The organism is Rhizobium sp. ARZ01 (assembly GCF_014851675.1).
Classification (GTDB): Bacteria; Pseudomonadota; Alphaproteobacteria; order Rhizobiales; family Rhizobiaceae; genus Mycoplana.
Window position 1 is genome coordinate 401,072 of the sequence record NZ_JACVAE010000004.1, and the last position, 19,018, is coordinate 420,089.

Below are 19,018 nucleotides of genomic sequence, written 5' to 3' on the forward strand. Positions count from 1 at the left end.
CCGTTTCAGCGTTGGCGGGTCGCATAGCCGACGCTCGCGGCATTGGCCGGAGCGAGAGGTTTTTGCGGACCGTTGCGCGAGGTGCGGCTGCCGGTCAGAAGCGCATGCAGGACCGGAAGCTTTCGCTGCACGATAGCGTGGGAGGGAACGAGGATGGCGAGCGCCAGCAATGGGGCCGCGAAATAGAAGAGCACGTAGTGGTCAATCTCCAGCCGGTTCCACACCATCCAAAACGCCACCAGCAGCGGATAATGCCCACAGAAGATCCAGAAGCTGAGGCCGCCGCCCGTTGCGAGCTGTGCGCCGAGACGCGTGCGGACGAGAAGTTCCGAAAGGGCCCATGACCCGACGATACCGGCGAGCGCCGTAGTCGCTCGGAGGATGTCCAGCCAAAGCGGAAACACCGGCCCGGTCAGGTAGAGACCAACGGAAAGGAGCACCGTGGCGAACAGCATGGCGAGAACGATCGCACCGGTATGCCGATCCAAAACCTTCACATCGACCCGGTGCAGGGCGATAGCGATGCCGACGCTGAAGCCGAAGAGGATCGATTCTTTTAGGAAGATGCCGTTCGGCAGCGGGAGCACCGCATAGGCAAACAGCGCGATTAGGGTGGCGCGCGGATAGCGAACCACCAGCACGGCAAGCACCGGCGACAGGAGCAGGCAAAGAAGAAGATCGCGCAGGAAATAGAGCGGCAGGTTGATCGGCCAGCCTTCGAGGGCAAACGCCAGGCTTGCCATTTCCCGGGGGGGCGCGTTCACGACATCGGGCAGGTAGCCGAAGCCGATCCCATTCTTCTGCACGAGAAAGACGAGCGCGAGAAATGCACCGTTCCAGAGCAGAAACGGCACCAGAACGGTCAGCACCTTGGTCCGCATCATCTTTCCATAGCTGAAATGTTCCAGCCCGCGCCGGAAGAGAAGATAGCCGGAGATGGCGCTAAGGCAGGGCACGCCAACGCGAAAAAGACTGTCGCCAAGGAAGACTCGCAACCAGTCAATCAAACCATTCGTGCCCGTAAACGGGCTGCTCGCCGGATCATAGGGCACGTGCACGAAGACGATCCCCGAGATGAGCACGATGCGCATCAGATTGATCCGCGAAGAGATATTCGCGTTCAGTTCCACGATGTCAGTCACCTCTATTGGGGCGCATCCCCGGCGGCCGTTTTCAAACAGAGCAGACTTGAGCCCGCGACAAAAAGGGTAGGGTGGTTCGGGCAGAAAAATATGGCGGTGCAGCAAAAAACAGCCGCTGGTTTGGTTGCAGTCCGTCACCGCAGGGGCGGCATCCGCGACAGGCATCACCGGTTGATTGATCGCTTCAAGGGGGAAAACGCCCGCCCAGCTAGGGTATTGAAGCATATGCTCATAAAAACGAGGGTACACAGCTTGCGGCTGTGCTCCAGGTCGCGTTTTTATTGGGAAATTATATTCGAGCGCCGATCACGGCGTTCAATTTCACGGCGAGGGTGGCAGAATATGGCGAGGCGATGGCAACCTCTTTCCGCTTTGCCACGTTATTCGGCCGGGCTTGTCTCGGGGATGGGCGGGCGCTTGCGTGCAAGCTGCATCAGTTTCCTGAGCAGGGGGCGTTCGGTGAGCAGGATGAGCCCTCCGTAGATTGCACTGCCGACCACCGCCCCAAGGGCAACCTCCGCCGCTGCGTTCGGTACCAGATGACCGAAATGGTCAAACAGCGAGCGAACGATGAGCGCCATAACGATGGCAGAGAACATCGGCCGGCAGGACAGCAGGAAGCCGCGCAGGAACGGGGTTCCGTCAGCGCGAAAGACGACGACGGAATAGCCGACAAGCACGAACCCATTGACCACGCATAGCCAGACCATAGCCTCGACGAGCGAGCCATTGTGGGCGCCGTAGGCGACGGCACCCGTAGTGATCACTGCACGCAGGATGGCCCACCAGAATAGCGTGCCCCCATGGCCGACCCCCTTCAGGTAGGGGATGTAGGTGCTGCAGGGCGTGAGAAGCCCCTTTGACAACGCCAAGAGGCCTAACACCGGCCAGGCATAGGCCCACTGGTGGCCGAAAAGCGTGAGCATGGCCGGTTCGGCCAATGCCCAGAGACCGAACATCATTGGTGCGAGCAGCACGGTCGTCACTTGGGTGCTGAGCATCAGCGCGTTCGACCGGCGGGCGCTGTCCTGCATCATGCTGCTGAATGCCGGAAACAGCACCCCCATGACCGCGGACAGGACCACCTGATTCGGGATGCTGGAGAAACGGTTCGCCGCCGAGTAGGCACCCGCATCTGCAAGGCCGAGGAAGCGCGAGATGATCACCATCGGCGATTGGAAACTGACGAAGTTGGCGATTTCCGACCCCATCATGCCAAGGCTGAAGCGCGTCAGCCCGAGCACGCGGCGCGGCGAGAACACCGCTCGTGGTACATAGCGCGAAACCGCGAACAGCCCCGCCAGGCGAATCAATGCCGAAAGGAAGATCTGCGCGACCAGCGCCCAGACACCGAAACCAACCAGCGCCAGCACGACAGCGGCAAGCGCGCCGGCCGATTCGGAGATCATGTTCCACAGCGCGTCCCTGCTGAACTGCATGCGCCGCGCCAGAAGCGCATAGGCCACGTCGCCGCCAAGCTGCAAGGGAATGAGCAGGCTAAGCAGCCGCACGAGATAGGCCGCATCGGCGGCGCCGAGCAGCGCCGCGATCGGTTCGGCCCACAGAAAAATGCCGAACGCCATCAGGCAGGAAATTGCCAGATTCGCCCAAAAAACGGAGTGAATCGTCTCCCTGTTTTCATCGGGTTGGATGATCAGCGCGGACGCCAGACCGGCACCACCGATCATCGCCAGAAACTGCACGACGGTGAGCGCAACCGCCACCGCGCCGAACTCTTCGGGGGTGAGGATTCGTGCCAAAATCGGCACGGTGACAAACTTCAGCCCGAATGTGCTTGTCTTGGATAGGACGCTCCAGCCGACGTTTCGCGTGACCGATTTGGCGTTGATGACGGTGGGCATATTGACATCCTAAGCGCGCTGAACAAAGCGAAAATCGTTTTAGGATCAACGCTGTAGGTAAGGCCGCACCCCATTGGGAGAAGACCAGGCACACCTCTTTTTAGGAAAACCGCAAGGGCGAAAAGATGGCGAAGCTGACTGTTGCAATCCCATACTACCAAAAGGAACCCGGCATTCTGAGGCGCGCGCTCGCCTCCGTCTTTGCCCAGACCTTCACCGATTTCGACATCGTTATCGTCGATGATCAGTCACCCTATCCGATCGACGACGAGCTTGCGCCGCTGCCTGCCGAGCAACGATCCCGCATCAGGGTTATCCGTCAGGACAATGCCGGCCCGGGCGGAGCGCGCAACACGGCGCTCGACAATGTCAGTGCAGCCACCGAGTTCGTCGCCTTCCTCGATTCCGACGACGTCTGGACCCCCGATCACCTGCGCAATGCCTTTGAAGGCATGACGCGCTTCGGCGCCGACTGCTACTGGGCCTCGATCACCGGCGGCGACGCGTTCTACTACCATTTTGGTGTCGCCGATCTCGAAAAAACGGAGCGCGTCGACCGCCTGCAGGAGACACCGCTCCTGGTCGAGATTCCCGAGCTTTCCCGCGTCATGCTGAAGAACTGGAGCTTCCTGCACCTCTCCTGCATGGTCATTGGCAGAAAGCTTTTCGAGGCAATCCGTTTTGATCCCAAGCTGCTGCTTGCGGCCGAGGACGTGCTGTTCTTTTGCGACTGCGTGCTCGCGGCTGAACGCGTCATCTTGTGCGACGCGCCAGGTGCGGTTCGCGGCGAGGGCATCAACATCTTCCACGGTATCGACAACGATTCCCCGCAATTCCTGAAGCAGCAGTTCAACACCTGGGTGGCGCTCGATACGCTGGAGGGACGTTTTGCCCGTCGCTCGCCCGAGGCGACCTCGATCCGCGCCTACAAGGGCACGGCCCGGCGGCAGGCGCTGTGGAGCCAGGCACGGCTCGTCAAGCGGCGCAAGGTGCCGCAGCTCAACCTGCTTGCCAAATGGGTCTGGCGCGATCCGGTGCTGCTGCGCAGCGCGTTCGAGCTCGCCGCCGGCAAGTTTTCCCGCTGAGCGCCGGTACCCGCTCGCGCCTTTCCCCAAGACACAGGAGACCTGAATGAAGCCCTACTATTGGGAATCGCAGCACGGCAATTTCGGCGACGACCTCAACCTCTGGCTCTGGGATTTCCTGCTACCGGGCTTTCGCGACGTTCATCCTGACACGTTGCTGGTCGGCGTGGGGACCGTGCTCAACGAGGTGCTCCTGCCGGAAGAGGGGCGCAAGTTGGTGCTGGGAAGTGGCTTCGGCTATGGAGCGCTGCCGGACATGAGCGACACTGCTACATGGGATATCCGCTGCGTCCGCGGGCCGCTGACCGCGCAAAAGATCGGCATCGATGAAAAACTCGGGATCATCGACCCGGCGGTGATGGTGGCCGATATGCCGGAGTTCCGCCATCTCCCAAAGGCACATCGAAAGAGCTTCGTGCCGCATTGGGAATCGACGATTGCCGGTTTGTGGCCGGAAGTCTGCGCCACGGTCGGTGTCAACTACATCGACCCGCGCGGGGACGCGAAGGAGGTGATCGCCGAAATCGCCCGGTCGGAGATGATTATCGCCGAGTCCATGCATGGGGCCATTCTCGCCGACGCGTTCCGTGTCCCCTGGGTCGCGGTGTCCACCTCGCCCAACATCAATAGCTTCAAATGGAACGACTGGACGGATACTGTCGGCGTCACATACCGGCCGTGCCACGTTCCCGTTTCCAGCCGGGCGGAGGCGATCATCAAGGGCACCCGTTTCTGGGGCGTCGAGTTCGAGCCGCAGCGGGGCGACGTCGACGAGCCACAGGGGGCGGCGCAAGGAGAACTCCTCGTCCGGGAGAGGTCTCCTCGCCGTAAAACGTTGCGGTCGGCCGCCAAGCAGATGCTTGCCGCACCATCGGCACTGGCGCTCTGGCAGGCAGGCCGCACCGAGCCGCAGTTGAGTGCTGACGGTGCGCTCAGCGAGCGCAAGGAGCGCTTTCTCACGACCCTCGACGGCGTTCGCCGCGATTACTTCTGATACGCGGCCTGGCCCTATCGCCCGCGCGGCGATGCGGCGAGCAGGTAGCGGATCGAGCCGATGCCACCGAGAACTTCGGGCGCCTCGACGGGGTGGCGAAAGCGTGCGGTCTTGTCGGACAGGATGCCGCCGGCGATGGCGGGAAATGCGATGGGATGCGTCACCGCGTAGGAGGCGGCCCGTGCAATGCCGAACTTCCTCTTCAGATCGAGGAAGTGCCGCAGTTCATAGCGCGCCCGGATATGGCGTTCGTGCTTGCGGATCAATGCCCGTTCCTTCGGCGGCAGTCCCGGTTCGGCAAGCATCGCACGATCGGCTTCGTAGAGCTGCTTAAGGTCCTCCGTCCGGTGGCTGCCGCTCAACGAATTACCGCGCACGACCGCCCCATAACCGCAACTGTGGATGACTTTGTAACGCGCGCCCTTCGCGAGAGCCCGGGCATAGAGATCATAGTCTTCGCCGAGCCTTAGCTGTTCCTTGTAGCGCAGTTCGTGCCGGTCAAGAAAATCGCGTCGGATCAGCGGCTTGAGAAAGCCGATCTCGCCCCGGCGAACACCAGGGCGGGAAATGTTGCCTTCGACGAATGTGCTCAGATCGATATGGTACGGCTCCGGCTCGAATTCGGGGATCTTTAGATGGACATCCGCTGCCCGGGCCTCGTCGACAAAGGCGATGTTGTCGGCGACGAAGTCCCAGCCGTCTTGTGCAAGCAGGCGCGCATATCGTCCTGGAAGCAGGAAGTCGTCGGCGTCGAGAACGCTGAGGATCGGTGACTGCGAGAGCCTGATCGCGTGGTTTCGCGCCGCGGCCGGTCCGCGATTTTCATCAAAGCGAAGGACACGCAAGCGGCTGCTGGAATCGTCCGCGGCAAGCGCCGCCCCGCGTGTGTCGTCCGTCGATCCATCGTCGACAACGACGACTTCGCTCGTTTCCGGCTCTCTCAACGCTGATGAAATGGCTCGCCCGATGGTAGAGGCGGCATTTTTGGCAGCGATGATGACACATATTCCATTACTCATCGTCCAATCGGTCTCCGTTGCAAGATGCGCGTGAAACGCGGGTATAGGTCGCGGGGCGAAGCGACACGGCTGGACCATGAAAAATGATAATGTCCCATTCGGGGCACGCAGGGGATGACCGCCACCGACAGGATCAAAAACCACGTTGAACGGTGTTAGAAGTTGGAGCCCCCGGGACCGTTCAGCCTGGTGACCGGCAGGCTGGAGGCCGGTTTTTCGTCCGCACCCATTGAGGGGGAGGCTGCATTATCGACCTTGCGTTTGCGATCGCGCGCTTCCTTCCAGACGAGAAAGAGCATGCCAGCGAAATACCCAACCTGTAACAGAACCGCGCAGATCAGCGTCTGAATGAGAGAACCGGAAAGAGAGCCTGTCAGCCCGTACGTTGCGAGCCCAAAGACCAGCAATGCGACGATCATACTCATGAAAACGCGCGGACCATACATAGCGCTAACTCGGATCCGCAAATGCAGTTGGAAATGTCATGTCGAGGCGACCTCCTCCGGAACCCCTTGGGAAAGCGTGTCGAGTATATTCGCCGGGCATCGCAGGTTCAATCTTTGGCTGCGCGCCCTTATCAGTCAGGATGGAAATGCGGGCAATTCAAGAGGTTGTGATCACCCTGGCAGACGTCGCACGCTTTCCCACGAATCGATCCTTGGGCAAATCGCTTCAGCATTCCGCCGTTTTGCAGCCACATTACATCAACAGCGCGATTGCAGGAACGCGGATGCAGCCCACGATATGTACTGACAGATGCCTCGCGATCACCTTTTGTTACAAGGTTGTGCTGCCGCGCCCTCAGTCGCATGTGCAATGCAGCGTCATGCTGCAGTGCGGAAATTCATCTCCATTCTAATCTAGATCCAAAAGTGTCAGCTCATTTCAAGTTGTGGACGGTGCGAAGTAAATAAAAAACGCTGAATATGTTCATAACAGCGAATTCAAAAAATTGGAAACGTCCAAAATTTCGAAAATTTCCCCAGAAATGAGTAAGCATAATACACGACATTACGCAGGCGCAGAGAAGAGAGTTTGGATGTTAATATATTGCAGCCTTCTTAAATGAGCGCGGTCCCCAAGCCTTTGGGAAAATTCTCGCTCGAAATCAAATTCTGACCATACGCTGCGTTATGGATAGCGCTGCGTCCCAAGCGGACACGACCAATCGCCAAACCGGAACGGAGCCCACTCTATGAAGTCCGCGACACGATCGGCCAGTTCGACGTTCCTCAATACCGGCACGACCAGTGCCCCGCCTCTTGGCGGATTTGCCAAGCGCAGCTTTGACATACTGGCCGCCGCGGTAGCGCTCGTCTTTCTGAGCCCGATCTTCCTGCTTATCGCCACGCTCGTCAAAGCGTCTGATGGCGGCACTGTGTTCTACGGACACCGCCGCATAGGCCACAACGGGCGCAGCTTCCGCTGCCTGAAATTCCGAACCATGCGAGTAGACGGCGACCGTGTCCTCCAGAAACACCTGAAGTCAAACCCCGAAGCCTACGAGGAGTGGCGCGCAACGCGCAAGCTCAAGGACGATCCGAGGGTGACTGTCGTCGGCACCGTACTGCGCAAACTCAGCCTTGATGAGTTGCCGCAACTCTACAACATTCTCCGCGGAGAGATGAGTATCGTCGGGCCGCGCCCCGTCGTAGAGGACGAGCTCGAGCTTTACGAGGCGGCCGCCGCCTACTACCTGCGAACCCGCCCGGGCCTGACCGGTCTATGGCAGGTCAGCGGACGCAACGACGTTTCCTATGCCGCCCGCATTGCATTCGACACCCAGTATGTGAGGACCTGGTCGCTCGCCAACGACGTCATCATCGTTGCCAGGACGATCCCTGCGGTCTGCCTCTCCCGCGGCAGCTACTGATTGGCTGGCCCCAAGCGGTCGGAATGCGCGCCAGTAGCCATGACAGATTGAACGGACACATTCATGAAGACTGTTATTGCGGCAGCGATGCCGCGACGAAACCGTATTCGCATCTCGGCCGCCTCTATGGCCCTCGGCCTTGCTTTGGGATTGTTGCAGGGTGGTCCAGCGCGGGCCGATGATTACCGGCTCGACGTTCTCGACAAGCTGCGCGTCCGCGTTGTCGAGTGGCAGACCGCCGAGGGCGCAGTACGCGATTGGTCTGCGCTCAGTGGCGACTATGCCGTCGGTGCGTCCGGGCAGATATCCCTCCCGCTCGTCGGGGAGCTTCCGGTCGCCGGCAAGACCACGGCGGAAGTGGCGGCGGAAATCGGCGAACGAATGCAGAAGCTCTTCGCGTTGCGCGATCTGCCGTCGGCTTCGGTCGAGTTGGCGCAGTACCGGCCGATCTATGTCGCCGGTGAGGTGCAGTCACCGGGCGAATATCCTTTTGCTCCCAGCATGACGGTACTCAAGGCCATCAGCCTCGGTGGCGGCCTGCGTCGGGGCGAGGCGGGGCAGCGCTTTGCCCGTGACTTCATTCGGGCAGACGGGGATTCGTCGGTGCTAGTGGCGGAGCGCAACCGGCTCCTGGTTCGCCGCGCAAGGCTGCAGGCCGAAATCGCTAACCGTGAGAAGATCAATCCCCCCGCCGAACTGAAGGATGCGCCAGACCTGGCTCTCCTCGTGGAGAGCGAAACGGCGCTGATGGAATCCCGCGACCGCAAGCAGAAGGTGCAACTTGCGGCGCTGGCAGATCTGAAGACGCTCCTGCAGAACGAGATTGATGCCCTCGCCAAGAAGTCGGAGACGCAGGCACGCCAGCTCTCCCTCGTCGAGGACGATCTCAAGAAGGTCGACAGTCTCGCGGAAAAGGGGCTGACGATCAGTTCGCGGAAGCTATCGCTCGAGCAGAGGGTTGCCGACGTGCAGGCATCGCTGCTCGACATCGACACGGCTTCGCTGAAAGCCAAGCAGGACGCCAGCAAGGCAAGCCAGGACGAGACCAATCTGAAGAACGATTGGGATGCCGCGCTCGCGCAGGAGCTGCAGAACACCGAGCGCGAACTGGAGGCGGTGACCCTGAAGCTTGCAACCAGCCAGAAGCTGGTTTCGGAAGCCCTGCTGCAGTCGGCGGAAGCGGCCGCGATGAAGGAAGACGGCTCCGGCGCGGACATCGCCTATGTGATCATGCGGGAGAAGGACGGCCGCGCGACCGAAGTCCCGGCTACCGAGACGACCGCGGTGCTTCCTGGCGACGTGATCAAGGTCCAGCTGAACATGGCCATGCGATGAGGGGCGTGTGAGGATCTCCAAAGCCAGCCTGGTGACGCCGGGAGAAAACCAGGCCTACGGCATCGTTGCGGTCGGACTGTCCCTGTTCGTATTCGCCTACTCGTCGCTGTTCGGCCAGGTATCCATCCTCGCCTATTACGGGCTGTGGCTACCGCTGGTATTGGTCGACTACCGCGCCGTGCTCGGCAATTACACGCGCTACCTGTGGATTTTCGCGTTCGCGATCTTCGCTTTCCTCTCGATGTTCTGGTCGGCAGCGCCCTCGCAGTCGCTGCGCACCGGCATCCAGTACCTGTCGCACGTCGTCTGCGCGCTGATCGCCATGCGTACCATCGACATTACGACGCTTGCGCGCGGTGTGTTGGTCGGAATTGGTGCCGTGCTTCTCTATTCCTTCGCCTTTGGCGTGTACCATGCCGACCCGCTCGATGGCACGGTGAGCTTCGTCGGCGCCTTCGCCTCGAAGAATCAGCTCGGCTTCTATGCCTCGCTCGGCGTCTATTTTGCGGTTGCGACGATCGCGATCCTCGGTGAGCGTCGTCTGTGGATTTCGGTGGGTGCAGCCGTCGGCCTGCTTTCGGCCTATGCTCTGGTCCTATCGCAATCGGCGACCTCCGTTCTGACGACGGTCGCGATCGTCGGCTGTTGTCTCGGCCTGAGCGTTTTGAGGTGGCTTACGCCGAAGAGCCGCAAATCGCTGTTTGTCGGTGGAGCCATCGTGCTCGCGGTCGGTGCTGCGGCCTTCATCTCGGCCGGTGGCTATGGTCTCGTGCTGGGGGCATTCGGCAAGGACGCGACACTGACCGGTAGAACCTATCTCTGGCAACAGGGCATCGAAGCGGCCGCGGCGAACCCATGGTTCGGTGTCGGCTACCAGGCCTATTGGGTTCAGGGTTTCTCGGAAGCGGAACGGTTGTGGGAGGAGTTCTACATCGGCACCCGATCCGGCTTCCACTTCCACAACACCTTCATCGAGTCCGTGGTCGAGACCGGTGTCATCGGCCTGCTGCTCTTGTGTATGGTGCTGGTCGTCTCGATCGCCGGACATCTCGGTCGCTTTCTATCGACCGACCGTCATCCGGAGGCGGCGCTGCTTCTGGGCGTGACGTTGCTGTTGGCGATGCGCGCCTTCGTCGAAATCGACATCATGACGCCGTACCATGTCGGTTCGTTCCTTCTCTATGTTGCTGCCGGCAAGCTGACCATTCGCCAGCCCCGCGAAATGGCGGGGCTCGCACCGTGGCCGGTCGTTCCGCGACTACCCGTCGCGTCTCTGATCAGCGGCACCGGCCAATGAGGACACTGTACGGCATCCAGTATCTGCGGGCGGTTGCGGCAATCGCTGTCGTGCTGTTCCACGCAGCGGAGAAAACCGGGGGCACGTTTGCGATCGGAGCGGCAGGGGTCGACGTGTTCTTCGTCATCAGCGGCTTCATCATGTGGGTGATCAGCGAGGGCAAAAATGTCAGCCCCGGCCGCTTCCTCGCCGATCGCGTGGCCCGCATCGTTCCGGTCTACTGGATTGCGACAGCTGTCATGATCTTCGGCGCGCTTGCCGGACTGTTTCCGAACCTCACGTTGTCCGCCGCCCACGTACTGGCGTCGCTGTTCTTCATCCCCGCTCCTTCGCCGAGTAGCGGGGAGATCTGGCCCGTCCTGGTCCAGGGCTGGACGCTGAATTTCGAGATGTTCTTTTACGTGGCCTTCGCGCTGGCACTCTTTCTGCCCAGAAGCCGGCAATTGCCGGTGTTGGGGGGAGTGTTTGCAATCCTGGCGGTCGCCGGGACCTGGCTGGAGACGGACGATCCGCTGCTTTCGTTCTATACGCAGCCGATCATTCTTGAATTTGTTGCGGGCATGCTTCTTGGACAGATGTGGTTGAAGGGGCGCATGCCGCGACCCGGCACCGGTATCGCGTTGGTCGTGTTAGCCGTTGTGGGTTTCGCCGCCATCGAGCTTTTCCGGCTGCCGTTCGACGAGCGGAGCTGTGGCCCGCTTGCCGTCGCTCTCGTCCTCGGTGTCCTGGCCTTGGAAGCGCACGGCTTCTTTCGGCAACTAGCCGTTCCGGCGTTTCTCGGAGATGCGTCCTATTCCATCTACTTGTGGCACACCTTTGCGATTTCAGTCGTCGCAAAAGTGGCGCTCCGTTTGGCTCTCGACCCGCTAATTGCAACGCTTCTGGCCTGTTTTGCGGGTGTGGCGGTAGGGCTGGCAGCGTACCTCATGATCGAGCGACCGGTGCTCGCAGCACGGCGATCCGTGGTAGCAAACCGGAGACTAGCGAGCAATGGCCAAACCGGTTGATCGCCTGTGGCATGTGATCACTGCGGTGCGACGTCGATTGACATTCGATTCCAGAGGTTTTTCGAACGCTTGCGCCCAGATTGATTGGGGAGAGGACGGGTGTGTTTCGCTGCTGAAGGTGAGGGGCTTTGCAACCATAATGACAACGATGAACTCCCGTCCGACTTTATTCACTCCATCCGCAATGTGAGCGAGGAGAAACCGCCTGCGGGGTAGATGGCCCGGACTGGTTCTTCTCCAGGCTTTCTGGCGATGTTCTCGATGCCCTCGAGCAGTTCTTCCAGGATGACACGCAGTTCCATTCTGGCCAGCGCTGCACCGGGGCAGACATGGATGCCAGCGCCATAAAGCAGGTTCTGCGACGGATCGCGATTGAGGCGGAATTCCGTGGCAGCGTCGAAGGCGGCCTCGTCGCGGTTGGCCGAAGCCCACATCAGCGTGATTCGATCACCCGCGGCGATCTTTCGTCCGCCGATTTCCACCGCCTTGGTGGCCATGCGACGGTTGGAAATCAGCGGCGCGTCCAGGCGCAGGATCTCGTCGATGGCCATCGGCAAGAGCGCCTTGTTGACGCGAAGTTCCTTCTGGACTTCGGGACGTTCCGCCAGGAAGTGGGCGATGATGCCTGTGCAGGCTGCGATTGTCCCGAGCTCGCCGACAGTCCAGTTGCGTAACATGCTGACGATTTCATCGTGGCCGAGCGGCCGACCGTTGATGGTTTGCCGGATCAAGCTGGTGGTGATGTCGTCCGGAGCGTGCGGACCGAGGTTCTCCCGCTCCTCCAGCTGGCGCCGGATATAGCCGTCGAACTCGAGCGCAATGGCCGCCATCGCCTCGACGTCGCGGGCAAGCGTCGCCTTCTGGTTCTTGCGAATCCACTGGCGGAGCGGATCGTGCAGCGATGCGGGCCAGCCCAGGAAGGCGCACTGGATGCGGACGGCATAGGGCTCGGCAAATTCCGTGATGAACTCTGTCGATGCGGCTTTCGGAAGGCTGGCGACCAGTTCGCGCGCGATCGAGCGACATTCCGGCTCAAAGGCGTCGACACGGGCGTCCGTGAAATAGGTCTCAATCATCCGACGGTACGCAGTGTGTTGCGGCGGATCCATACCGTTGGGTACGGAAGGATGCCTCGACACGGCATTGCTGAATGTCTCGTGATTCATCAACGCATTGAACACGTCTTCGTGCTTGAACAGCGACCAGCCGAGATAGTCGCTGTGGGCGACGGGACAGGTTTCGCGCATATGGTCGTAGGCGCGCAATTGGTCACTGAGCACCGTTCCGCTGCGGGGATCCCAATCGGCCGCGGGGCTGCTCGACAGGCCGCTGATGTCGTTTTCGTTGCCGGTCATTGATTTCATGTGTGTGTAGCCTGCTCCTGCCGATTTGATGGTATCTGTGGGTAAGTCGAACGGCCGGTTCTTTGCTGTCGCGCAAAGAGTGGGATGCAAATCGGCCACGATGATTGAATTCGGCGTGCGGCGTGTGGGCGTTGATGGTGTTTGGTCGCAGCTGTCGGGTAGCAACGCTCAATGAGGGGTAGCGGATGGTCCATTTTTTGATTGCCGAGGTGAGGATCGGAAAGAAGAAACCCTTCGGGCCTGACGGAGCGCTTTCCGCCATGGACAAGCAGCCGGTGCGGGGCCCGGTCCAGGCGACTGTGGGCGGACTGATCGGTGACGAGCAGGCCGACACCCGTCATCACGGTGGTGTCGACAAGGCCGTTCATGCCTATAGCGCCTTTCACTACGCAGCCTGGGCGGCGAGCCTGCCCGAGGCGGCAAGCCGTTTCCGGCCAGGCGGCTTCGGCGAGAATTTGGTGGTCGATGGCGCGACTGAAGCCGATCTGTGTCTGGGGGACCGTTGGCGGGCAGGGGAGGTCCTGCTGGAGGTGTCGCAAGGACGCCAACCATGCTGGAAGCTGAATGTCCGTTTCGGTGTTCCCGACATGGCGCGGCGCGTGCAGGCATCGGGATGGACCGGCTGGTATTTCCGAGTTGTGGAACCCGGCCAGATCGCAGCGGGAACCAAGTCTCTTCTTGAGGCCCGTCCGCATCCCGATTGGCCGCTCACGAGGGTGACGGATCTGCTCTACCGCAACAAGCTGGACCGGGAGGCGCTTACGGCCTTTGCGTCGCTGCCGTGTCTGCCGGAAGGTTGGCGCCGGCTCGCCGAGCGCCGGCTCGAAAGCGGCCGGGTGGAAGACTGGGGCGCCCGTCTAGGAGCGTCGGGATGAGACCTGCCAGGCGGAATGCGGCGCGCGACAATTGGCAAATCTTGCTTTGAACAGTCCAGATGGTCTTATGCCAAACGGCCACGGGCAAGGCGGCGTCGCGATGTGGCGAGCCTGCTACGTCGGAACGCTGCACAGCTTCTGTATCCAGAATGCCGACATATCGGACCGGGATGCGGCCTCCTTCGCGTTCGAGAGCCAAAAGGATGCAGGTCGAGATTCCTAAAAAAATGGGGCTATTTACTTTAAATTCATCGAGTAGATTCAAAGCATAGTAGCACTTCTCGGAAGTGCGAAAAGTCAAAAGCGGCGGCACCAATTGCGACGAACTATCAAGTTTCAAGATCGCAAATGAGCGGTACCGGTCCAATTCGCGGGGCTCGGTCTCTTCGTGGGGCTGCCGAAAGGTACTGCGGTTGGTGTTATCACCGCAATGACAAGAATAAGCAAAGCTCATGGGTCGACAGTGATTTCAAGCTCAGAAAAGAAACCCGCTCTTCTATGGGGCCTATATTCGCCGCTCTTCTGGCTGACACTCGTTCTTGCGCTTCTGTCATTGCTTTTGAGTATGCCGCTCGTCGTTCCCATCGGACCGATGTACTGGGACACGTATATCTATCTCGATGCCGCACACCGGATCTCGACCGGACAGATACCCAGCGTCGATTTTTCGACTCCCGTCGGGCCGCTGGGCTACTATCTCTTCGCTTGGGGGCTCGACCTGTTCCCGAAAGCCCAACCGCTCCTTCTGGCCCAATGGTCGATCCTTTTGGTCGCCGCTCCGCTCATGGCCATAGTTCTCACCGAGATCTCCAGTCGAAGCCGACCCCTCGCATTTGCACTGCTGGTGCCGTTTCTGATTTTTGCAGTGTCACCGGCCAATGCCCAGTTTTACCACGCCTTTGCGGGTCTGGACGGGTTCGGGATCTACAACAGGCAGGGCGTCATTCTTCTCTACCTGCTGACAAGCGGGCTCCTCTTCCTTCGCGACGGTCGCAAGTTGGCCGTCTTCTGCGCCGCCGCGATGCTGGCATTGTTCCTGACAAAGATCACCGGCTTTCTTGTGGGCGGCCTGTTCGGTCTGCTCGCGCTGCTGGCCGGGCGCATCTCGTGGACCAACCTCTTCCTCGCTGCAGCGGTATTTCTCGCATCTGTCGTGGTTATCGAGGCGGGAAGCGGATTGATTTCGGCTTATCTGGCCGACATCGTGCAGCTTGCGAGCATGAATCAAGAGGCGCTCCTGCCGCGCTTCAAGACCGTGGTTTCGGCAAAGCTAGACGTTTTATTGCCCGCCGCCATGCTGTCCGCCATCCTTTGCTGGATCGATTGGACCCGGCCGGACCGCTCTATTCGCTTCTTCGATCGGAGCTTCTCGTGGTTTTCGGTGGCTGTCGTCGGCGGGATCGTCTACGAGACACAGAACACGGGTAGTCAGGAGTTCATCTTCCTGTGGCCGGTCCTTCTCATGATTTTTGCCCGCGTCGAGTTGCTGGATAGCCGGGCCCGCCTGGCTTTCGTGACGCTGGCAGCATTCTGTGTCATTCCCACTTTCGCCACGGTGGCGCACAAGACACTGCGCGCCGTCGCCGTGTTGCCAACCCACGCGCGGATGCACCTGCCGGCCGTGAAGAACCTGCAGCAGGTGTCGCAGCGGCAGGAGATCATCGACCGTGCGACCTATCTGGAAACCCATTACCAGAATTATGCTTCCGCCTATGCGGATCTGTCCGATCACGGGCAGCTGCCGAGCTGGCAGTATTACTCGGAACTCGACTTCCAGCTCTACTGGATCATCTCGGCCAATAGTCTAGTGGAATCGCTGAAGACGTTCGAGGTGCAAAACAATGTCTGGCTTGATAGCCTGATGAACCTCGACTTCACTAATCCGTTCCCCTGGCTGCTCGATCGCGATGCGACGAAGCACATCCAGATCGGTGCAGATCCCGATCGAACTGTCCCGCCCCTGAACGAGGAAGCCATCCGGTCGATCGCGGAGACCGCAGCCGTATTGCGGCCGAAATGTCCGCTGACGACAGGACGCCGCCTCCTGTTTGCACACTACGAAGAAGCCCTCAAGGGCCGGACGCTCGTGGAGGTTCACCCCTGCTGGGACCTGCTCTTGCGCCCAGATATCCTTGCCAAAAAACAAAATAAGGCCAGGCCATGATCCTGGCCCCATTGAAGGGCTTACGTCGGCCGCTTCACTTCACCTGGGCGGCGATGAAGTCTTTCACGATCCGGATGATGCCGCGGGACATGACTTCGTCGAGGGCTTTGATGAAGTCGTCCACGTGGCTGCGTTCGCAGATCAGCGGCGGCTCGAGGCGAATGACGTTGCGGTTGTATTCGGTGAAGGCCACGAGCACCCCGTGGTCGCGCAGCAGATGGCTGCCGATAAAGCCGGGAAGCGATCCCTTCAGCTTGTCATCCAGCATGGCGATGACGGGGCGCAGCACCATTGGCATGGTCTGCGAGAAGTCGTGGAACTCCAGCCCGACCATCATGCCCTTGCCGCGAACGTCCTTCAGCAGGGACGGGTAACGAGCCTGCAACTCTCGCAGACGCTCCAGGAGGTACTCGCCCACTTCCGCAGCATTGTCGATCAGCTGCTCGTCATAAAGGACGTTGAGCGCTTCGATCGAGGTGATGCAGGCTTCACCGATGCCGCCGAAAGTCGCCATGGCATGGATCATCGCGGTTTTCGGCGTGCCGTAGGCCTTCATGTAGACGGCGCGCTTGGCAATCATGGCGCCCATGGCCGCCTTGCCGCCGCCGAGCGACTTGGCGAGCGCCGTCACATCCGGCACGACCCCATAGTGCTCGAAGGCATAGAATTTGCCGGTACGGCCGACGCCGCACTGGACTTCATCGGCGACCCACAGAATGCCATACTTGTCGCATAATTCGCGTAGGCGCTGCCAGAAGCTCGCATCGGCCTGGATGATGCCACCGCCACCCTGCACTGTTTCGAGCACGATCACGCCGATTTCGGGGTCAGTACGAAAAGCGGTCTCGACCGCCTCGATATCGCCGAACGGTACCCGCACGGTGTTGTCGACCAGCTTGAACTCGCCGCGATAGAGCGAGCCGTCGGTGATTGACAGGACACCCTTGGTCTTTCCATGGAAAGAGTTCTCGGCATAGACGATCTTCGGGCGCTTCGGACCGGCAGCCCGTTCGGCAATCTTGATCGCCGCTTCCATGGCTTCGGAGCCGGAAGAGCCGAGGAAGACCATGTCGAGCTCGCCCGGCGAGCAGGCTGCAAGATTGTAAGCCAGTGCACTGGCATATTGCGACATGAAGGCGATCGCGATTTCCTGGCGATGCTCATCCTGGAACTTGCGTCGTGCATTGAGGATGCGCGGATGGTTGTGACCCAGCGCCAACGAACCAAACCCGCCGAAGAAATCGAGGATCTTCCGATCGTTCTGGTCGTAATAATACATGCCCTCCGCCCGCTCGATCTTCACTTTGTGGAAGCCCAGGAGCTTCATGAAGTGGAGCTGGCCGGGGTTGAGGTGGCGGATAAAAAGATCCGTCATGCGCGAGACGTCGAGTGCCTTTGCTTCCTCGACAGAGAGAAGTGCCGGCTTGGGCGTCGATGCGACGGCCTGCTCTGTGGCAACGTCGTCATGGCGGTTATTCAGGTTGACTACAGTGGCCATGGTTTCCCCCTCAGGCTGCCTTGGGCTGGGTGACTTTGCTTTCCGCACCGCCGGCGAGGTCCTTGCGGTATTCGGAATAGGCGGCAATCAACATGTCTTCGTCACGGTACTGTGGAACCCAACCCAGCTCACGCTCGCCCTTGGACACGTCCAGAACGCACATCTCGTCGGCGATCAGGTACTGTTCGGGATCCATCAGCGGCATGTTGACCAGATCAAGCAGATCGAGCGTCCGCTTGACGGCCCAGGCCGGCGTAGGCAGCAGGATCGATTTCGATCCGGCATGCTTCACCAGGTCGCCCAGGAGCTTGCGGACGGGCGGGGGATTGAGCGAGCCGAGGTTGTAGACCTCGTTCGGGACGCCGGCCTTGAAGGCCGCGTGCGCCGCGGATGCGCAATCGAACACCGAGATGAACTGGTATGGGTTCTTGCCGGAGCCGATCATCGGGACTGGCAGATTGTTGTCGATCAGCTTGAAGAGTTTTGAAAGGATGCCCAGACGTCCCGGCCCGATGATCAGGCGCGGACGGAACAGCGTGATGTTCATGCCGCGCTGACGCCAATCGGCTGCCAGTTCCTCTGTCTTCAGCTTGGAGAGCCCGTATTCCCCGAGAGGTGCGCAAGGATGGTCCTCCGTCTGCGGCCAGGTGTAGGTGTGTCCATAGACCATGTCTGTGGTGAAATGGACCAGCGACGTCGCGCCTGCTTCATCCATCGCCCTGATAATGTTCTCGGTGCCGTAGTAGTTGACCGGAAAAAAGAAATCGTGGCGCTTGGCCCTGACCTGAATGGGCGAGAGCATCTTGGCCGACAGATTGTAGACCATGTCATCGGCGCGGATGCCCAGCTTGCGGATCGCCTGGGGATCGGTGACATCGGTATGCTCGAATCGGGCGTCGCGGTAGTGCGCCATTTCGCTCTTCACGATGTCGGCGACGATCACCTCGTGGCCGTCCGCCAGCAACCTCGGCGCCAGATAGCGCCCGACGAAACCGTCTCCACCAAAGATAATATGTCTCATTTTCTATTCCTGTCTCTATCGCGTCTGTCTGCAATTGCTTCGTACTTTGTGGCGTCAGGTCTTGATGTGATCGCGGGAGGCCACAGTCGTTTCTGCTTCGGTCGACGTCCCGCCGCTCTGGGCTATCAGCACCGTGCCGATGCAAATGAAGGCGATACCGGCGATCTTCAGCGCACCCAGTTCCTCCTTGAAGAGCAGCCAGGCGCAGAAAGCGACAGCCACATAAGCAAGGCTGAGGAATGGGTACGCGAAGGAAAGATCGACCTTGGACAACACATAAAGGTGCGAGGCCATTGAAATGACGAAGGTGAACAGACCTGCAAAAACCCAGGGGTTGAAGACGATCTGGAAGATCTTCGCAATCGGTGAACCCGACGAGAAGTTGATCGGGCCGAGCGTGATCATTCCGTATTTCAGCAGCAGTTGCGCGGCGGCGTTCGTCATCACGGTAAAAAGGATAAAGGGAATATACTTCATATGTT

At 60.2% G+C, this 19,018-nt stretch carries 16 protein-coding genes; 8 read left to right on the forward strand and 8 right to left on the reverse strand.

All coding sequences use genetic code 11. The annotated features are described in order from the left end of the window. Positions 1–5: 5 nt before the first annotated feature. Both IB238_RS22000 and IB238_RS22005 read right to left on the reverse strand, forming a co-directional pair. Positions 6–1,142 carry an acyltransferase gene (locus IB238_RS22000; protein WP_348648283.1) on the reverse strand — a complete coding sequence of 379 codons (1,137 nt, stop codon included), beginning with the start codon at positions 1,140–1,142 and terminating at the stop codon, positions 6–8. Positions 1,143–1,522: 380 nt separating this feature from the next. Beyond that, a complete protein-coding gene (locus IB238_RS22005) occupies positions 1,523–3,004 on the reverse strand; it encodes a lipopolysaccharide biosynthesis protein (protein ID WP_192252193.1) in 1,482 nt (493 codons plus the stop codon). Positions 3,005–3,129: 125 nt separating this feature from the next. Between IB238_RS22005 and IB238_RS22010 the strand changes: the two genes are divergently transcribed. Both IB238_RS22010 and IB238_RS22015 read left to right on the forward strand, forming a co-directional pair. After that, the gene (locus tag IB238_RS22010) at positions 3,130–4,089 is read left to right on the forward strand and encodes a glycosyltransferase family 2 protein (RefSeq protein ID WP_192252195.1); all 960 of its coding nucleotides are present in this window, start codon (positions 3,130–3,132) and stop codon (positions 4,087–4,089) included. Between the two features lie 46 nt (positions 4,090–4,135). After that, positions 4,136–5,083 (forward strand): polysaccharide pyruvyl transferase family protein, encoded by a 948-nt coding sequence (locus IB238_RS22015; protein WP_192252198.1) that lies wholly within the window; start codon positions 4,136–4,138, stop codon positions 5,081–5,083. A gap of 14 nt (positions 5,084–5,097) precedes the next feature. On the opposite strand, the gene IB238_RS22020 is transcribed toward IB238_RS22015, so the two are convergent. Both IB238_RS22020 and IB238_RS22025 read right to left on the reverse strand, forming a co-directional pair. Beyond that, the gene (locus IB238_RS22020) at positions 5,098–6,102 is read right to left on the reverse strand and encodes a glycosyltransferase family 2 protein (protein ID WP_192252201.1); all 1,005 of its coding nucleotides are present in this window, start codon (positions 6,100–6,102) and stop codon (positions 5,098–5,100) included. Between the two features lie 155 nt (positions 6,103–6,257). Further along, positions 6,258–6,548 carry an exopolysaccharide production repressor protein gene (locus IB238_RS22025; RefSeq protein ID WP_192252204.1) on the reverse strand — a complete coding sequence of 97 codons (291 nt, stop codon included), beginning with the start codon at positions 6,546–6,548 and terminating at the stop codon, positions 6,258–6,260. A 749-nt stretch (positions 6,549–7,297) separates the two neighbouring features. Between IB238_RS22025 and IB238_RS22030 the strand changes: the two genes are divergently transcribed. The 4 genes from IB238_RS22030 (at position 7,298) to IB238_RS22045 (ending at position 11,614) form a co-directional block, all read left to right on the forward strand. Then, positions 7,298–7,975 (forward strand): sugar transferase, encoded by a 678-nt coding sequence (locus tag IB238_RS22030; protein WP_192252207.1) that lies wholly within the window; start codon positions 7,298–7,300, stop codon positions 7,973–7,975. Positions 7,976–8,101: 126 nt separating this feature from the next. Then, positions 8,102–9,310: a polysaccharide biosynthesis/export family protein gene (locus IB238_RS22035; RefSeq protein WP_281414491.1), complete on the forward strand. Its 1,209-nt coding sequence runs from the start codon at positions 8,102–8,104 to the stop codon at positions 9,308–9,310. A 7-nt stretch (positions 9,311–9,317) separates the two neighbouring features. Next, positions 9,318–10,607 (forward strand): O-antigen ligase, encoded by a 1,290-nt coding sequence (locus IB238_RS22040; RefSeq protein ID WP_192252213.1) that lies wholly within the window; start codon positions 9,318–9,320, stop codon positions 10,605–10,607. Beyond that, positions 10,604–11,614, forward strand: coding sequence for an acyltransferase (locus IB238_RS22045; protein WP_192252215.1), 1,011 nt, complete (start codon positions 10,604–10,606; stop codon positions 11,612–11,614). Before IB238_RS22040 ends, IB238_RS22045 begins: the two co-directional genes overlap by 4 nt. Positions 11,615–11,784: 170 nt before the next feature. On the opposite strand, the gene IB238_RS22050 is transcribed toward IB238_RS22045, so the two are convergent. Beyond that, complete coding sequence (locus tag IB238_RS22050) at positions 11,785–12,969, reverse strand: cytochrome P450 (RefSeq protein ID WP_192252511.1); 1,185 nt, start codon at positions 12,967–12,969, stop codon at positions 11,785–11,787. Between the two features lie 194 nt (positions 12,970–13,163). Between IB238_RS22050 and IB238_RS22055 the strand changes: the two genes are divergently transcribed. Both IB238_RS22055 and IB238_RS22060 read left to right on the forward strand, forming a co-directional pair. Then, on the forward strand, positions 13,164–13,853 hold the full coding sequence (locus tag IB238_RS22055) for an MOSC domain-containing protein (protein WP_192252218.1): 690 nt from the start codon (positions 13,164–13,166) through the stop codon (positions 13,851–13,853). A 463-nt stretch (positions 13,854–14,316) separates the two neighbouring features. Beyond that, positions 14,317–16,017, forward strand: a complete 1,701-nt coding sequence (locus IB238_RS22060) for a hypothetical protein (protein WP_348648284.1) — start codon at positions 14,317–14,319, stop codon at positions 16,015–16,017. A gap of 34 nt (positions 16,018–16,051) precedes the next feature. On the opposite strand, the gene IB238_RS22065 is transcribed toward IB238_RS22060, so the two are convergent. From IB238_RS22065 to IB238_RS22075, 3 genes are read right to left on the reverse strand one after another with little or no spacing between them, the layout of a single operon-like run. After that, entirely contained in the window at positions 16,052–17,515 is a 1,464-nt protein-coding gene (locus IB238_RS22065; RefSeq protein ID WP_192252221.1) for an aspartate aminotransferase family protein, read from the reverse strand. 10 nt (positions 17,516–17,525) lie between these two features. Next, on the reverse strand, positions 17,526–18,536 hold the full coding sequence (locus tag IB238_RS22070) for an NAD(P)-dependent oxidoreductase (RefSeq protein WP_192252224.1): 1,011 nt from the start codon (positions 18,534–18,536) through the stop codon (positions 17,526–17,528). Between the two features lie 54 nt (positions 18,537–18,590). Then, complete coding sequence (locus IB238_RS22075) at positions 18,591–19,013, reverse strand: EamA family transporter (protein ID WP_192252227.1); 423 nt, start codon at positions 19,011–19,013, stop codon at positions 18,591–18,593. Between the last annotated feature and the right edge of the window lie 5 nt (positions 19,014–19,018).

What these genes read in the sequence shown, in the direction of transcription:
- IB238_RS22065 (WP_192252221.1), bottom strand. Translation starts at nt 17,515, where the DNA reads ATGGCCACTGTAGTCAACCTGAATAACCGCCATGACGACGTTGCCACA.
- IB238_RS22045 (WP_192252215.1), top strand. Translation starts at nt 10,604, where the DNA reads ATGAGGACACTGTACGGCATCCAGTATCTGCGGGCGGTTGCGGCAATC.
- IB238_RS22070 (WP_192252224.1), bottom strand. Translation starts at nt 18,536, where the DNA reads ATGAGACATATTATCTTTGGTGGAGACGGTTTCGTCGGGCGCTATCTG.
- IB238_RS22020 (WP_192252201.1), bottom strand. Translation starts at nt 6,102, where the DNA reads ATGAGTAATGGAATATGTGTCATCATCGCTGCCAAAAATGCCGCCTCT.
- IB238_RS22030 (WP_192252207.1), top strand. Translation starts at nt 7,298, where the DNA reads ATGAAGTCCGCGACACGATCGGCCAGTTCGACGTTCCTCAATACCGGC.
- IB238_RS22005 (WP_192252193.1), bottom strand. Translation starts at nt 3,004, where the DNA reads ATGCCCACCGTCATCAACGCCAAATCGGTCACGCGAAACGTCGGCTGG.
- IB238_RS22050 (WP_192252511.1), bottom strand. Translation starts at nt 12,969, where the DNA reads ATGACCGGCAACGAAAACGACATCAGCGGCCTGTCGAGCAGCCCCGCG.
- IB238_RS22035 (WP_281414491.1), top strand. Translation starts at nt 8,102, where the DNA reads ATGGCCCTCGGCCTTGCTTTGGGATTGTTGCAGGGTGGTCCAGCGCGG.
- IB238_RS22015 (WP_192252198.1), top strand. Translation starts at nt 4,136, where the DNA reads ATGAAGCCCTACTATTGGGAATCGCAGCACGGCAATTTCGGCGACGAC.
- IB238_RS22025 (WP_192252204.1), bottom strand. Translation starts at nt 6,548, where the DNA reads ATGTATGGTCCGCGCGTTTTCATGAGTATGATCGTCGCATTGCTGGTC.
- IB238_RS22075 (WP_192252227.1), bottom strand. Translation starts at nt 19,013, where the DNA reads ATGAAGTATATTCCCTTTATCCTTTTTACCGTGATGACGAACGCCGCC.
- IB238_RS22055 (WP_192252218.1), top strand. Translation starts at nt 13,164, where the DNA reads ATGGTCCATTTTTTGATTGCCGAGGTGAGGATCGGAAAGAAGAAACCC.
- IB238_RS22010 (WP_192252195.1), top strand. Translation starts at nt 3,130, where the DNA reads ATGGCGAAGCTGACTGTTGCAATCCCATACTACCAAAAGGAACCCGGC.